This is a genomic window from Accumulibacter sp., from assembly GCF_023806625.1.
Lineage (GTDB): Bacteria > Pseudomonadota > Gammaproteobacteria > Burkholderiales > Rhodocyclaceae > Accumulibacter.
Genome location: NZ_JAMTDX010000076.1, coordinates 1 through 15849, shown reverse-complemented (window position 1 = coordinate 15849; position 15849 = coordinate 1). Strand labels below are relative to the sequence as shown.

Sequence of the window (15849 nt, the reverse complement as noted above, 5' to 3'; positions counted from 1 at the left end):
CCCACCCCGCCGTTTGCCCAGATGGCCCTCGTTCCACACAAAACGGAGTAAACCCCAAAAGTGGAGTAATCTCGTCGGCAAAGCCTGCGGGTTCCGCGGACCGTCCAGGAGGAGGACACGATGAGCACACGCGATGCATTGTCCGGCCGGGTCCAGTTGCAGCATCTGGCGATCGGCAGCCTGATCCAGTGGGGAGACCACCTCTCGGTCGACCATCCGGGGATCGACGCCCAGCACCGGGCGATCTTCGACCTCGGCGCCGGGATCTACGATCATTGGCGAGAGGGCCGTGGCATCGACGAACTGCGCCCGACCGTCGACCGTCTCGCCGGTCTGATCGAGGCCCACTTCGCCTACGAGGAAAGGCTTCTCGCCGAGGTCGGCTACGCGGACCTCGCGCGGCATCGGGCGGAACACCACAGCCTGCTCGACGACCTGGCGGCGATCCGCGAGCGCTTCGCCAGGCTGACCGGCAACGACGTGTCGCCCGCCGGTTCGCTGCTCGCACCGGGCTGGCCGGTGATGCGTTTCTTTCTCGAGTTCAGCGTCGGCCACGTGACGAGCAGCGACCTGGCCTACCGGCCGACCCTCGCCGAAATCCGCGATTACGTCCAGGGCACGGCCTGAGAGTCCGCTGGAACGAACTCCCGCCACCCTGAGGCGCTTCTTCAGCGGACTTTCGGCTAGTCTGCATTTCTCACGGCTGGGGCGTGCATCGCAGGCCAGGTCATGACTACGGCAAGGCCCCCCGACCGGGCCGACTGCCAGGCTGGGAGAAATGCAGGCGACGGCGCAGAGCCGAGCGCTGACCCGCGACAACCGATCAGCCGAGCAGAACGCCAGTCATCCAGGCCGGCGCCGAAGCCCCGCCTGGCAACAGCGATCGCACCCCCGCGCAGGCCTGACGGCTACGGCAAGGTTTGGCGCCGCGCAGTGCCAGGTGACGGAGGGACACGAAGAAGCCGTCAACGACTTGCCTGATACCACGCCGGCACGCCCCTCATCCGTCAACGGCGCTGCTCGGCCTCTGCATCGCCGCCGCCAGCGCATCCTCACCGACTTCCGGACAAACCTTCTCGATGAACGCGCGAACGTAGCTGCGCAGGTACTTCCCGCGGCGTACGGCGAGACGAGTCGTGCTCTCCGGAAAAAGCCGGGGCGCCGGAATCAGCGTCAGTCCGCGGTCCTTGTTCGCGTCGTAGGCCATCGAGGCGACGATCCCGACACCGAGACCAAGTTCGACGTACGTCTTGATCACGTCGGCGTCGATCGCCGAGAGCACGATGTCGGGAGCGACGCCAGCCGCGGCAAACGCTCCGTCGATCAGCGTCCGCCCGGTAAAGCCCTCCTGATAGGTGACGATCGGATAATCGCCGATCACCTCGAGTGTCAGGTCGCGGACCTCCAGAAGCGGGTGACCGTACGGTACGATCAGCGCGTGATGCCAGCGGTAGAAAGGAAACGCCGCCACTTCGGGCAGCTGGTCGAGCTTTTCGGTGGCGATACCGACGTCGGCGACCCCGGAAAGCAGCAGATCGGCGATTTCCACGGGACTCCCCTGATGCAATGCGAGGTGCACCTTCGGGTAATCGGCCTTGAACCACTTGATGATCTGCGGCAAGGCGTAACGCGCCTGCGTATGCGTGGTCGCGACGACGAAATGGCCACTTTCCCGGCTCGCGAAATGGTCGGCGATGTGGCGCAGGTTCTGGGTGTCGAGCAGGATGCGCTCGACCACGCCGGCGAGTTCCCTGCCGGGCTCGGTCAGACCGAGAAGGCGCTTGCCGTGGCGCACGAAGATCTCGATGCCCAGTTCGTCTTCGAGATCCCTGATGTGCTTGCTGACCCCGGGTTGCGAGGTGTATAGGGCATTCGCCACCTCCGTCAGGTTGAACTCCTGGCGAACCGTCTCGCGAATGATCCTAAGCTGCTGCAGGTTCATCGCTTTCCCTCAGGCGGCCAGAGCGTCCGTCTGAAAGAGACGAATCCGGCGCGGACGCAGCAATACACGGTCACCCTCGCGTACACCGAGTCGTCCGAGTGTTTGCCGATCCAGGTGAACCTCGATCGGTTCGCCTGCCTCGCCGTCGCCGCGGCTCAGTTCCAGTTGCGCCGTCGGACCGATCGAAACGACGCGCTCGATCTTCGCCGGGAGGCCACTCCCGGCCGGCCACCCCGGAACGAGGTCGAAATCGTGCGGTCGCACGAAGGCCACCGCTCCGCCACCCGGCTCGCGGTCTCCGGAATCGAGGCCAATCACATGTTCCCCGACATGGAGCTGTCCGCCCTCTATCCGCCCGTGAAAGAGGTTGACCGACCCGAGGAAGTTCGCGACGAAGGGCGTTGCGGGAGTCTCATAGACCGATTCGGGGGTGCCGACCTGTTCGACTCGGCCCGAATTGATCAGGACCACCCGGTCGGCCACTTCCAGCGCTTCCTCCTGGTCGTGGGTCACGAACACGCTGGTGACGTGGATCTCGTCGTGAAGCTGGCGGAGCCAGCGGCGCAACTCCTTGCGCACTTTCGCGTCGAGTGCGCCGAACGGCTCGTCGAGCAGCAGCACCTTTGGCTCGACGGCAAGCGCCCGGGCCAGGGCAATCCGCTGTCGCTGGCCACCGGACAGTTGCGACGGATGACGGTCGGCGAGCCAGTCGAGTTGCACGAGCTTGAGCAGACGCACGACCCGTTCCCGGATCTGCGCTTCCGTGGGACGCAGTTTCCGTGACCGGACGCGCAGCCCGAAAGCGACGTTGTCGAAGACACTCATATGCCTGAACAGCGCGTAGTGCTGAAAGACGAAGCCGACCTGACGCTCGCGGACGTGGCGGTGCGAGGCATCGTCGCCATCGAGCAGGACTTCTCCCCGGTCGGCGTACTCCAGACCGGCGATGATCCGCAGCAGCGTCGTCTTGCCACACCCCGACGGGCCCAAGAGGGCAACCAGTTCCCCTGAACCGATGTCGATCGAAACGTCGTCGAGCGCCTGAAACGCGCCGAAGCGCTTGCTGAGGTGACGAATGGCGATGCTCATGACTCATTCTCCCGAGAGCCTGGTGACGAGTGACGATGCACGCGCCGTTCCACCAGTTCCTTGATACCGAGCGTGACGATGGCCAGAAGGGCGAGCAGCGACGCGACGGCGAAGGCAGCGGCGTAGTTGTATTCGTTGTAGAGGATCTCGACGTGCAGCGGCATCGTGTTGGTCAGCCCGCGGATGTGTCCGGAAACGACCGACACAGCCCCGAACTCGCCCATCGCACGCGCGTTGCAGAGAATCACGCCATAGAGCAGTCCCCACTTGATGCCCGGCAGCGTCGTATGCCAGAAGACCTGCCAGCCCGATGCACCGAGAACGACGGCGGCCTCCTCCTCCTCCCAGCCCTGGGCCTCCATCAATGGGATCAGTTCGCGAGCGACGAACGGAAAAGTGACGAATATGGTCGCCAGCACGATGCCCGGAACCGCGAAGATGATCCGCACATCGTGTTCCTGAAGCCACGGCCCGAACCAGCCCTGAGCCCCGAAGAGCAGAACGTAGATCAACCCCGATATGACCGGCGAGACCGAGAAGGGCAGATCGATCAACGTGATCAGCACCCGCTTTCCGACGAAATCGAAGCGCGCGATGGCCCAGGACGCGGTGACCCCGAAGACGAGATTCAGCGGGACGGCGATCGCGGCAACGAGCAGCGTGAGCTGGATCGCGGCCAGCGCGTCCGGGTTTGTCAGCGCCGCGAGATAGGCGCCCCACCCTTTGCGCAGCGCTTCGGCAAACACCGTGAGCAGCGGAAGCAGCAGGAAGACGGCGAAGAATGCCAGCGCGATGCCGATCAGCGCCCATCGCACCGGGGTCGGGTCGCGCGTGCTCGGGGATTCGTCTGCGATGATTCCGGGATGGACCAGGGTACGGCTTTCCATCTCAGCCTCCCGCACCGCGACGACGCTGCATCCACCCCTGAAGGGCATTGATGATCAGCAGCAGGATGAACGAAATCACCAGCATGACTGAGGCGACTGCCGTCGCTCCAGCGTAGTCGTACTGCTCGAGCTTGGTGATGATCATCAACGGGGCAATCTCGGAGACCATGGGCACGTTCCCGGCGATGAAGATGACCGAACCGTACTCGCCGACGGCCCGCGCGAACGCCATCGCGAATCCGGTAAGTATCGCCGGCGCAATGTGCGGCAGGATGACCCGCCGGAAGGTCTGCCACCGTGAGGCGCCCAGCCCGGCCGCAGCTTCCTCGACGTCGCGCTCGAGGTCGGCAAGTACCGGCTGCACCGTGCGCACGACAAATGGGAGACCGATGAACACCAACGCGAGGAGCACTCCCTTCGGCGTATAAGCCACTTCGATACCGAGTGGTTGCAGAAACTCACCGATCGGCCCATTCGCCGAGTAGATCGTCGCCAGTGCGATCCCGGCGACCGCCGTAGGCAGCGCGAACGGCAGGTCGACGAGCGCGTCGACGAGTCCCTTGCCGGGGAAGCGATAGCGAACGAGCACCCAGGCTAGGACGAGCCCGAAGACGACGTTGATCCCCGCAGCGAGCAGCGAGGCGCCGAAACTTAGACGATACGAAGCGACGACGCGTGGCGTGCTGACCGCCGACCAGAACGCTTCCCAGCCAAGCGTCAGCGTCTTGGCCCCGATCGCAGAGAGCGGTATCAGGACCACCAGGCTCAGATAGGCCAGCGTATAACCCAGGGTCACCGCAAAGCCGGGCAGAACGCTGAAGCGCTTCAGCCTGCTGCTGTTCCCTTCTCGTCGAACCATTCCTCGCTCCTGCTGCGCTGCATCAATACGGATCCGGAGTGTACGGCCAGCTCTATAGCATGAGAAATAATCATTGGTAAGGAAGTAATTCCACCTCGCTATAAAGGAACCGTGACCGACCCCTGCCCCTTCTTCGTTCGGTCGCTGAGGGGATCGAGGCTTCGGCTGCCGACAAAGGCTGTTTGCGTCTGATCTGGAAACGTCCCCCGAGGTCGTGCTGGCGTGACACCCGCCCACCGGCCGAATCCTCTGTCGATCGTCGCCTCCCCGATCCTCGCAAACCGGTCGAGTACCCCTCCGGAAGCCTTCGCGCCGCGCTCGAAACCTTCAGCCTGATCGCGGCTGCGCGGCTTTCGCCAGAGCGAGACCGCGGAACCGGGCCGGCGGGATCATCCGCCGGATCATTCAATCACCCCGTCACTCAGCATCCGGAGAACAGCTCCTGGGCGATCCATAGGCATGGCCCTGGAGCCACACGCGACCGGGGAGGGTGCCGGCGAGCGGGCGCTCGTTGCGCGTCAGGACAACCACGGTCTCCCGGCCCGAGCAATGAAGCAGATCCCCCAGGACGGCGCCATCGAGGTGATCGTCCCACCCCGACGATCGCATGGCGAGCTTGACGAACTGGGGCGCCGAGCGCGTGATGGCCGGCCAGTGAGCAGGCGATTCGAGGTTGACGGCAACCTGGAAGCCGTGGCGACGGTAATTGCGCAACACCAGATGGAGCAGCTCGGGCTGCCGGCTGGCCGCCACGGGTGTCTCGATGACGAGTCGTTCCGGAGAAACGCCCAGCGCGTCGACAACTCGTCGAAAGGCTCGCCCGTGATCGTCGGCGACCGCCGCCAGCAACCGTCCATGCACGTTGAGGAAGAGCAGCGACTCGCTCGCGGCGAGCAGCCAGTTGAGGAGGTGCACGGTCCGGCACAGGCGGTCCAGCGCGATCAGCCGTTCGTCGTCCGCGGCTGCCGAAAACAGACCCCATGGCGACAAGTCAGGCTGCCCGTGGCCGAGCACTCGCAGAAACGCTTCCTGACCGCGAACTTCGCCGGAATGTGCGTCGACGATCGGCTGGAACACCGAAGAAAGGCGGCAACCATACCAGTCCCCGATGATGCTGCCATCGGCGTGACGATGGAGGGATCTTCCGGGCTCGTGGCCTTGGGGAAGGCGTGTTATGAAAGCTCGTGCGGGAGACCGCAGCGACTGTGCATCAGATGACATGAACATTCTTCCGGTTACGCCAACGGCTAACGGCCCCGGACAGTACGCGCGCCAAACCGAAACCGGAACGACGAATTCCTGCAATGCACATGCACCGTGTCCGACTTCCCCGCTTCCCACGTGGGACTCGGCAAAGCCTCTCGCACTTCGCGGCGATCGCGAACGCCTTCGCACCAACCGCGGCGCCCCGGCCCGGTTGATCCGTGCCGAGGCGCACCCGTGCGAAGGGGAAGTCGCCGGAGCGTTATCGGACCGCCTTCTCCCTGTCCGCCGCAAGCCGCCGCAACACCGAGACAAGCACATCGACCTCGGCACAGGTGTTGTAGAAGGCCAGCGACGCCCGGACGGTCGCTTCGACGCCGAAGCGACGCAAGATCGGTTGCGCACAGTGATGACCGGCACGCACCGCTATTCCTTCCTCGTTCAGAGCCGTGCCCACCTCCTCGGGACGGTAGCCGGCAAGGGTAAACGACAGGACGCTCGCTTTTTCCGTGGCGGTTCCGATCAGACGAATGCCGGGAACGGAAGCGACCTGACGCGTCGCGTAGGCGAGCAGTTGGTGCTCGTAACGGGCGATATTCTCGATGCCCGTCCGCTCGACGTAGTCGATTGCTGCACCGAGACCCACGGCGTCGGCAATGTTGCCGGTCCCCGCCTCGAATCGAGCCGGGACACCCTGGAACACCGTCCGCTCGAAGGTGACGTCGGCGATCATGTTGCCTCCACCCTGCCACGGCGGCATCACCTCGAGGACTTCACGGCGTCCGTAGAGGGCGCCAATGCCGGTGGGCGCGAAGACCTTGTGTCCGGAGAAGACGAAGAAATCGGCGTCCAGCGCGCGCACGTCGACGCGCATGTGGGACACCGACTGGGCGCCGTCCACGAGCACCCGGGCTCCCACGCGGTGGGCCATCGCGATGATCTCCCTGACCGGAGTGATGGTCCCGAGCGCGTTGGAAACCTGGCTGATGGCCACCAGGCGCGTACGATCGCCGAGCAGCCGCTGGTACTCCTCAAGGAGGATCTGGCCCCGGTCGTCGACCGGAATCACCCGCAGGCGGGCCCCGGTCTCGTTGGCCAACTGCTGCCACGGCACGATGTTCGCATGGTGCTCGAGCAACGAGACGACGATCTCGTCGCCTTCGCGGACGTTTCGCGTGCCCCAGCTCCTGGCAACCAGGTTGATCGCCTCGGTCGCACCGCGTACGAAGACGATCTCCTCCGCGGTGCCCGCGCCGAGAAAACGCGCCACCTTGCTGCGGGCGGCTTCATAGGCGTCGGTGGCCCGCGCAGCGAGTTCGTGCGCAGCGCGGTGGATGTTCGAGTTCTCGTGCTCGTAGAAGTGTACGAGGCGCTCGATCACCGTCCGGGGTTTCTGCGTCGTTGCCGCATTGTCGAGCCAGATCAGAGGTCTGCCGTTGACTCGCTCGGCAAGGATCGGGAAGTCGCGGCGTACGGCTTGCACATCGAAGGCCGGGAAGCGGCTGCTGTCGGCCTGCGGCACTCCCCTCCCGAGCGAATCGCCGACGAAGTAGAAGTGCTGCGGGTCGCCCGACACCGTGTTCCGGGCCTGGGTCGACTGCTCGCTGGCGAGCTCATCCAGAACCCGGCGCAAGAGCGCCTCTCCGGGAGAAGCGATCGGCGACACGGCGGTCTGTCCGGCAAGCGGAACTCCTCCGGCTGGCATGGCCATAGCCGAAGCCTGAACCGCGGATCCGTCGATAAAGTAGCGTGGCGAAGTCGACATCGCGGCGGGCCAACCAGGCGGCAACGACCCTTCCGGCAGGCCGGCAGACAGGTCGGGCAGGTCGACTTCGCGAAGCTCGGGAGCCAGCCACGGTTCGGGCGAAAGCGGCGCCGGGCCGCCCGGTGGATCGGCGACGCGCGGCGAACGAGCGGAACCCACGGTCGCCGGGTCCTGCCGAGGGCCGGACAGCGGGAAACCTGCTTCGCTCGCCGACAGAACACCGTACAGCGTTCGCGCGAGCGCGGCCAGGGAGGCCTCGCTTGGCAGTCCCGCAAGCTCGGGAGGCGACCCGGCGAGCGGCAGTTCAGCGGTAGTTGTCGCGGTAGTCATGGTACTTGTCGACCTCCACTTCGTCGAGGACGGCCAGGGCGTCTTCGGCATGAACGGCCAGCGAACAATACAGCGAGACCAGATACGAAGCGATCGCGTTGCGGTCGATGCCCATGAACCGGACCGACAGGCCGGGACTCTGTTCGCCCGGGAGGCCCGGCTGGTACAGACCAACGACGCCCTGGCGCTTGTCCCCTACGCGCAGGAGCAGAACCTTGGTCCTGCCCTCCTCGACGGGGACCTTATCCGACGGGATCAGGGGAACACCCCGCCAGGTGACGAACTGCGAACCGAAGAGCGAAACGGTCGGCGGCGGAACTCCTCGCCGGGTGCACTCGCGGCCGAAGGCGGCAATCGCCAGCGGGTGCGTCAGGAAGAACGCTGGTTCCTTCCACACCCGGACCAGCAGTTCGTCGAGGTCGTCCGGCGTCGGCGCGCCGCTCAGCGTGGCGATGCGCTGACTTTCGGCGACATTGGCGAGCAGACCGTAGTCGCCATTGTTGATCAGCTCACTCTCCTGACGTTCCTTGATCGTCTCGATGGTCAGCCGCAGCTGCTCCTTGATCTGGTCGTGCGGACTGCTGTACAGGTCGGAAACACGCGTGTGCACGTCGAGGATCGTCGTCACGGCGCTAAGGAAATACTCGCGCGGCTTCTCTTCGTAATCGACGAAGGTCTGGGGCAGCTCCGATTCATCGCGCCTGGCGCAGGCAACGCGGACGTCGCGCGGGTTCCTGACTTGGTTCAGCCGATAGATACCGGCCTCGACCGGCAGCCACGGCAGCAGATGGACCAGCCAGCGGGGCGAGATGGTCGGGAGTTGCGCCACGGTCTTGGTGGCGTTGGCCAGCTGCCGTGCGGCTGAGTCGCCGAGAGCATGCTGCAGCGAAGGGTCGGTCATCTAGAGCTCCTGTGGGTTGCCAAGGGTCAAACAACAATCAACGGTCACGAGACCGGTCGGGAAAGGGGGCAAGGCCGCCACCCAGCGGCCCGGCCGAGGACGTGCACCGCCGCCGGGGCGGCGAGCGACCACCCCGGGGCCGGAGCAGATATCCGGAGCAACTCAAATCCCGTCTCCTCCGTCGACCAGATCGCTGCGCGTCATGGCCTGTGTGACGACGCTTCCCGGAGGTACGCTCTGGGTCAGCCAGACGTTGCCACCGATCGACGACCCCTGCCCAATGGTGATCCTGCCAAGGATCGTCGCGCCGGCGTAAATCACCACATCGTCCTCGACAATCGGATGGCGTGCGCCGCCTTTTTCCAGAGCGCCCTGCGCGTCGAAGTGGAAGCGCCTTGCGCCGAGTGTCACGGCCTGATAGAGCCGGACGCGCTCGCCGATCACCGTCGTCTCGCCGATCACCACACCCGTCCCGTGATCGATGAAGAAGCTGGCGCCGATCTGCGCCCCTGGATGAATGTCGATGCCGGTCGCCGAGTGGGCGAGTTCGGAGACGATTCGAGCGACCAGGGGCGCTCCGAGTCGATACAGGACGTGTGCCAGACGATGGTGAATCGTTGCCAGGACCCCGGGATAGCAGAGGACGACCTCGTCGACGCTGCGTGCGGCCGGATCCCCTCGGTAGGCAGCCTCGACATCGCTGTCGAGCAAGGCGCGAATTTCCGGAAGCTCGGTGGCGAACCGTTGCACGAGGCTGACCGCGCGCTGATCGATCTCCGGCGCACCGACGGTCGAGTCCCCTCGCGAAGCATGGGCCAGTTCGAGACGCACCTGCGCGAGCAAGGTCCGCAGAGAGACGTCGAGCATGTGCCCGACGTAGAAGTCCTCACTCGCGCCCTGTTGAAGATCGCTGGGGCCCAGGCGCATCGGGAACAGCGCGCCGCACAGTCGTTCGACGACCTCGCGCAGTGACTCCCGGGAGGGGAACTCCCTCCGACCCGCCTCGACGCTGCGCTGCTGCGCCAGTCGCCAGCGTTCGCGCTTCATGCGCAGTCGGCGAACGACCGAGTCGAGCCCGGAAACAACCAGAGTCTCCGCAGAAGGTTCAGTCAGAGCGAAATCGTGCATCGCTTTGGCCCGGTGGGCATGTGCGGCAAGCAAGTCTTGCGCCAATCTTCTCAGTCCTGGACCCAGGGCAGCCCGTGATAGCGCCAGCCTCCGGCTCCACCACGCTGTCCGTCGGTCGAGATCTCGCCCTCGAAGCCTTCGAGGACGTTGAAGACACGAGTGAAACCAGCGCGAGTGGCGGCCTCGGCGGCCGCTGCCGAACGCTTGCCGCTACGGCAGATCAATAGAATGACTTCATCCTTGCCGGCCCTGCCCGCCAGTTCGCGGGAAAATCGGGGATTGCGGCTGAGGCTCGCTCCGATCTGCCATTGCACCAACGGCGAGTTAGGCACGTGGCCGACGTACTTGTATTCTTCGGCGGTCCGCACGTCGATGATCGTCGCCACGCCGGCAGTGAGCAGCGCCCATGCTTCGAGCGGCGTCACAGCTCCGGCGAAGGTCAGGTTTCCCCGAGCAGCACGGGCCACCGCTGAGGCGAGAATCGCCTGGGCGTCACCATCGGCCTCCAGTTTGAGGTTCGTGGCGACCACGTGACTCGTCCCGTAGGTGTGTCCTGAACAGGCGACGGCTTCCATGTACTTCTCCTTCACTGGCAAACTTGGGAACGACCGGACAGTTCGACAGCCGCCACTGTAAGAAGCCACAGCCGCAGCGGCCAACGAAGAAAAGCTGACTTGCTTATAACCAGGCGACCCCATGGCCAAAGGGAGGGCGAGCCGAAGCAGAGCCACCGCCCGGCTCCGAGACTGTCACCAACGTGTTGCGCCACAAAGGGCCGCGGCGGCCCCCGGCCCGGCGCGTCGAGGAGAGATGGGCGGTCAGCATGCGCCTCGCAGCCGGCCGTCTTCTCGGAGAGGCCGGATCGACAACTCTCGATCCCGACCGCAGCGATCGACGAACCGGCGCAGGCGCGGCTCGAACCGCGCGGCGTCGATCAGGAATCCATCGTGTCCCTGCTCCGAGTCGATCTCGAAGATCTCGCCGCGAGGCAGCAACCGTGCGAGACCATATTGCTCACCGGGCACGTACAGCCCGTCCGATCTGACCGAACCGATCAGCACGGGTTGCCGGATTCGCTGGACGACCTGCTCGTACGGGCCACGCCCTCGCGCCAGATCGTGCGTGTCCATCGCTTCGAGCAGGGTCAGGTAGCTGTTGGCATCGAAACGCCGGGCGAGGGCCTCTCCGTGGTGGCGCAGCCAGTTGCGAACCGCGTAGTCGTCCGGAGCCTTCGCCCGGTGGCCGAAGACCGCCCTTCCGCTGGCCCGTCCGAAGCGCGCACCCAGCGACGCAGGGCTTCGATAGGTGGCCATGGCGATGGCCCGAGCGGCGGCAAGTCCTCTGAGCGGCGGGTCGTCCGGTGGATAGTGGCCATCGCGAAATCTCGGATCAGCCAGCAACGCCAACCTCTGCGCCTCACTCCAGACAACACACCAGGCCGGGTGCCGACCGGCCGCGGCGATGCTGACCACCGCCTCCACGCGGCGGGGGTCGAGCAGTGCCCACTCCAGCGCCTGCAGGCCGCCCATCGAGCCGCCGATGACGAAGCGGATCCGCCGGATGCCGAGGCGGTCGGCGAGCACCATCTGCAGGCGGACCTGGTCGCGCACGGTGACCGCCGGGAAGCGGGTCGCCCAGCGCTGCCCATCCGGGGCAAAGCTGCTCGGCCCGGTGGTCCCGTAGCAGCCGCCGAGGACGTTGCTGCAGACAATGAAGTCGCGCTCGCCATCGAGCGCCCGACCCCTGCCGAAGAGCGCCGGCCACCACTCGTCTGCGTCCGCCGAGCCGGTCAGCGCGTGACAGACGATCACCGCGTTGCCGCCGTCGGCGTCGAGCCGCCCCCAGGTCCGGTAGGCGACCTGCACTTCCGGGAGTTCGCAGCCGCTTTCCAAAGCAAATGGCTGGCCCAGGGCCAGCCATTGCGTCGCTTCCGAAACGCCGAAGGTCATGCCGCCGCTTCGAGCGCCGAGCGGCGCAGGGCGTGGTCGAAGTCGAGCTTGATGTCCTCGATGTGCTCGATGCCCACCGAGACGCGGATCAGGTCGGGACGCACGCCGGCGCTCTTCTGCTCGGCCTCGGACAACTGCTGGTGCGTCGTCGAGGCCGGGTGGATGACCAGCGTCTTGGCATCGCCGACATTCGCCAGGTGGCTGGCGAGGACGACGTTGTCGATGAACTTCTGGGCTGCGGTCGACCCGCCCTTGATGCCGAAATTGAGCACGGCGCCGAAGCCGTTCTTCAGGTACTTCCTGGCCAGAGCGTGGTAGGGGTTTTCCTCGAGTCCGTTGTATTCGACCCATGCCACCTGCGGATGCGACTTGAGCCACCTGGCCAGTTCGAGCGCATTGTCGACATGGCGCTGGACGCGCAGCGACAACGTCTCGACGCCCTGCAGGAGCTGGAAGGCATTGAACGGCGACAGGCTGGGCCCGAAGTCGCGCAGGCCTTCGACGCGGGCGCGGATGGCGAAGGCGATGTTGCCGAACGGGCCGCCCGAGCCGAAGACTTCCCAGAAATTGAGGCCGTGGTAGCCCGGGGCCGGGTCGGTGAACAGCGGGAACTTGCCGTTGCCCCAGTTGAACTTGCCCGAATCGACGATGACGCCGCCGATCGACGTACCGTGGCCGCCGATCCACTTGGTCGCCGACTCGACGACGATGTCGGCGCCGTGCTCGATCGGACGGGCGATGTAGCCGCCGGCGCCGAAGGTGTTGTCGACGATCAGCGGGATGCCCGCATCGTGGGCGACCTTGGCCAGCGCGTCGAAGTCGGGAATGTTGAAGCGGGGGTTGCCGATGGTTTCGACGTAGATGGCCTTCGTCCTGTCGTCGATGGCCTTGCGGAAGTCCTCCGGGTTGTCGCCGTCGACAAACTTGACCCCGATGCCGAAGCGCGGCAGCGACACCTTGAACTGGTTGTAGGTGCCGCCGTACAGGTAGCTGGTCGACACGATGTTGTCGCCGGCCTGGGCGATGGTGCTGATGGCGAGGAACTGCGCCGCCTGTCCCGAGCTGGTGGCCACTGCCGCGACACCACCTTCCAGCGCCGCGATGCGCTGCTCGAAGACGTCGGTGGTCGGGTTCATGATGCGCGTGTAGATGTTGCCGAATTCCTTGAGCGCGAACAGCCTGGCGCCGTGGTCGGCGCTGTTGAACGTATACGACGTGGTCTGGTAGATCGGTACGGCGCGGGCATTGGTGCCCGGTGCCGGCTGCTGCCCGGCGTGGACCTGCAGCGTTTCGTAGCGGTAGTTGCGCTTGATGTCTTCGCTCACTTTGGAACTCCCTGTGGTTTGTTCGGAGGGCTCGGGAACACTTTCCCGGACCGAGGACTTGATGGATTCAATCAGCTTGCGGACGATGCCCATGCCTCGTTCTCCCGGCGGATCGGTGGTTGGATGCGGGCAGCGGCGGCCCGTGGAAGTGCACGGTAGCAACCGGCCCCGCCCCGGCCAACGAAGAATCCTGCAGGTGCTTATTCCCGGCAGCCCATATCCAACCAAGCAATCGGTATTTCCGCAGGCTGCCCGGCGCACCGACACTTGCGCGACCTCAACAAACCCCACAGGCAGACAATGAAACGCAACCTCCTCAAGAAGGCCCTCGGCCTCGTCCTCGGCCTCTCGGTCATCGCGCTCGCCCCGGCCGCGTATGCCGAGTACAACCCCAAGCTCCTGCGCATCGGTTTCCAGAAGTCGGCGAGCCTGCTCACACTGCTCAAGGCGGAAGGCACGCTCGAGAAGAAGCTGGCGCCCCTCGGCATCGAGGTCAAGTGGGTCGAGTTCCCCGCCGGCCCGCAGCTCCTCGAGGGGCTCAACGTTGGCGCAATCGACTTCGGCTATGTCGGCGAGGCGCCACCGATCTTCGCCCAGGCCGCCGGCGCCAACTTCGTCTACGTCGGCCACGAGGATCCTGCACCCCGCGCCGAAGCGCTGATCGTCCCCAAGGACTCGCCGATCAAGTCGGTTGCCGACCTCAAGGGCAAGAAGATCGCCCTGAACAAGGGCTCCAATGTCCACTACCTGCTGGTCAAGCTGCTGGAGAAACACGGCCTCAAGTACGCCGATGTGCAGACCGTATTCATTCCTCCCGCCGACGCCCGTGCCGCCTTCGAGCGCGGCAGCGTCGACGCATGGGTGATCTGGGACCCGTTCACCGCCGCCGCGCAGCAGCAGATCGGTGCGCGCATCATTGCCGACGGCACCGGGGTCGTGAACAACTACGCCTTCTTCCTCGCAGAGCGCGAGTTCGCCACCAAGCGCCCCGAGGTGATCAAGGAAGTCTTCGGCGTGCTCCAGCAGACCGGGCAGACGATCAACCAGAACCCGAAGGCCGCTGCCGCCCGCATCGCTCCGCTGCAGGGTCTCGATCCGGGCGTCGTCGAACAGACTGTCCGCAACTACACCAACGTGGTGAAGCCGATCAGCCCGCCGGTGATCGAAGCGCAGCAAAAGGTAGCCGATACCTTCTTCGATCTAAAGCTGATCCCTAAGGCCATCCAGGTCAAGGATGCAACGGTCGGCCTGAAGTAACTCGCTTTTCGCAACTCGGCGGCAGGTCGACCGCATCGGCCTGCCGCTTTTTCATTGGAGCATTACCGCATGAGTTTCTACCAGGACTACAACGACAAACTCGCATTCGAGCAGTGGAACACCCGCCCGCGGCCGCAATACCGCCACATCGTTGTCAAGCCGCTGTCGCCGGCGCTCGGCGCCGAGGTCGAAGGCATCGACCTGCGCGAGGAAACGACCCCCGGGCAACTGGCGGAGATCCGCCAGGCAATCGGCGACAACCTCGTGTTGATCTTCCGCAATCAGGACATCACGCCCGACCAGCACAAGCGCTTCGCCCGCCTTTTCGGCACCCTACATCGTCATGTGCTGGCTACGGACAAGGCCTGGGACCCCGCCGAATACGATCCCGAGGTACTGGCCTGGCGTACCGGCAGGAGCTCCCGCTTCACTGCCGGGGATGCCTGGCACAACGACGTATCCTGCGATGCCCATCCGATCTGGGGCTCGTTCCTGCGCGTCACCCGACTGCCCGAAATCGGCGGCGGCGATACCGCCTTCGCCAACCTCTATCTCGCCTACGAATCGCTATCGAATCCGATCAAACAGTTGCTTGATGGCCTCACGGCGCTGCATGACGGCAAGGAAGGCTGGAGCAACGGCTACGGCTCCAAGCCCGCTGCCGACCAGGATTTTCCCGCTACCGAACATCCGGTCGTCGCACGCCACCCGCTAACCGGACGCAAGTTCCTCTTCGTCAATTCGGCCTTCACTTCGCACATCGTCCAGCTGACGCGCGCAGAAAGCGATGCCCTGCTGCAGCTGCTGTTCCGCCACATAGAGAAACATCTCTCTTTCCAGACGCGTATCCACTGGAGCGAGAACGCACTACTCTTCTGGGACAACTGGGCTACCCAACACCATGCGGTATGGGACTATTACCCGTTCGAGCGCTGGGGACAGCGTGTCTCGGCCTATCTTGACCACGGCCCGCAGAAATAGGCCATTTACCGGAAAGCCACCGGGTCACGTCGCTACCCGGTGGCAGCACAGCCCAAACAGCTTCAGGCCGAGACGCGGCGTTGTCCGGCGTCTCGCCAGTAGCGGACGCAGGCATCGGCCAGCGCCTGCGTGGCAGTGCAACCTTCTTTCTGTAGATACTCCGCGGTGATGCCATCGGGATGTTGAGATCAGGCATGCAAGTTGAGATAGACCTTGCCGGTCATCCACTCCTC

At 65.0% G+C, this 15849-nt stretch carries 14 protein-coding genes; 3 read left to right on the top strand and 11 right to left on the bottom strand.

Going from position 1 to position 15849, the window contains the following annotated elements; translation table 11 throughout:
* Positions 1-120 precede the first annotated feature (120 nt).
* Positions 121-627 (top strand): bacteriohemerythrin, encoded by a 507-nt coding sequence (locus NFW05_RS12870; protein ID WP_295307440.1) that lies wholly within the window; start codon positions 121-123, stop codon positions 625-627.
* 373 nt (positions 628-1000) lie between these two features.
* Here the strand turns inward: NFW05_RS12870 and NFW05_RS12865 are convergent, their stop codons facing one another.
* The 11 genes from NFW05_RS12865 to NFW05_RS12815 all read right to left on the bottom strand — a co-directional run bounded on the left by NFW05_RS12865 (position 1001) and on the right by NFW05_RS12815 (position 13366).
* Positions 1001-1942, bottom strand: coding sequence for a CysB family HTH-type transcriptional regulator (locus tag NFW05_RS12865; RefSeq protein ID WP_295307438.1), 942 nt, complete (start codon positions 1940-1942; stop codon positions 1001-1003).
* 9 nt (positions 1943-1951) lie between these two features.
* Positions 1952-3031, bottom strand: a complete 1080-nt coding sequence (locus NFW05_RS12860; protein WP_295307436.1) for a sulfate ABC transporter ATP-binding protein — start codon at positions 3029-3031, stop codon at positions 1952-1954.
* Positions 3028-3918: a sulfate ABC transporter permease subunit CysW gene (cysW, locus tag NFW05_RS12855; RefSeq protein WP_295307434.1), complete on the bottom strand. Its 891-nt coding sequence runs from the start codon at positions 3916-3918 to the stop codon at positions 3028-3030. The genes NFW05_RS12860 and cysW overlap by 4 nt, the downstream gene beginning before the upstream one ends.
* A 1-nt stretch (position 3919) precedes the next feature.
* Positions 3920-4777, bottom strand: a complete 858-nt coding sequence (gene cysT, locus NFW05_RS12850; protein WP_295307431.1) for a sulfate ABC transporter permease subunit CysT — start codon at positions 4775-4777, stop codon at positions 3920-3922.
* A 417-nt stretch (positions 4778-5194) separates the two neighbouring features.
* Positions 5195-5998: an EAL domain-containing protein gene (locus tag NFW05_RS12845; protein ID WP_295307428.1), complete on the bottom strand. Its 804-nt coding sequence runs from the start codon at positions 5996-5998 to the stop codon at positions 5195-5197.
* Between the two features lie 244 nt (positions 5999-6242).
* Positions 6243-8075 (bottom strand): family 2A encapsulin nanocompartment cargo protein cysteine desulfurase, encoded by a 1833-nt coding sequence (locus NFW05_RS12840; protein WP_295307425.1) that lies wholly within the window; start codon positions 8073-8075, stop codon positions 6243-6245.
* Positions 8050-8976: a family 2A encapsulin nanocompartment shell protein gene (locus tag NFW05_RS12835; RefSeq protein WP_295307422.1), complete on the bottom strand. Its 927-nt coding sequence runs from the start codon at positions 8974-8976 to the stop codon at positions 8050-8052. The genes NFW05_RS12840 and NFW05_RS12835 overlap by 26 nt, the downstream gene beginning before the upstream one ends.
* A gap of 162 nt (positions 8977-9138) precedes the next feature.
* Positions 9139-10104 (bottom strand): serine O-acetyltransferase EpsC, encoded by a 966-nt coding sequence (gene epsC, locus NFW05_RS12830; protein ID WP_295307419.1) that lies wholly within the window; start codon positions 10102-10104, stop codon positions 9139-9141.
* A gap of 50 nt (positions 10105-10154) precedes the next feature.
* The gene (locus tag NFW05_RS12825; RefSeq protein ID WP_295307415.1) at positions 10155-10679 is read right to left on the bottom strand and encodes a rhodanese-like domain-containing protein; all 525 of its coding nucleotides are present in this window, start codon (positions 10677-10679) and stop codon (positions 10155-10157) included.
* A 243-nt stretch (positions 10680-10922) separates the two neighbouring features.
* The gene (metX, locus tag NFW05_RS12820) at positions 10923-12053 is read right to left on the bottom strand and encodes a homoserine O-acetyltransferase (protein ID WP_295307412.1); all 1131 of its coding nucleotides are present in this window, start codon (positions 12051-12053) and stop codon (positions 10923-10925) included.
* Entirely contained in the window at positions 12050-13366 is a 1317-nt protein-coding gene (locus NFW05_RS12815; protein WP_295307442.1) for an O-acetylhomoserine aminocarboxypropyltransferase/cysteine synthase family protein, read from the bottom strand. The genes metX and NFW05_RS12815 overlap by 4 nt, the downstream gene beginning before the upstream one ends.
* Positions 13367-13678: 312 nt before the next feature.
* Here NFW05_RS12815 and NFW05_RS12810 point away from each other — a divergent pair, with 312 nt between their 5' ends.
* Together NFW05_RS12810 and NFW05_RS12805 are read left to right on the top strand one after the other, a co-directional pair.
* Positions 13679-14635, top strand: a complete 957-nt coding sequence (locus NFW05_RS12810; RefSeq protein ID WP_295307409.1) for a sulfonate ABC transporter substrate-binding protein — start codon at positions 13679-13681, stop codon at positions 14633-14635.
* Between the two features lie 69 nt (positions 14636-14704).
* On the top strand, positions 14705-15616 hold the full coding sequence (locus tag NFW05_RS12805; RefSeq protein WP_295307406.1) for a TauD/TfdA family dioxygenase: 912 nt from the start codon (positions 14705-14707) through the stop codon (positions 15614-15616).
* Positions 15617-15849 lie beyond the last annotated feature (233 nt).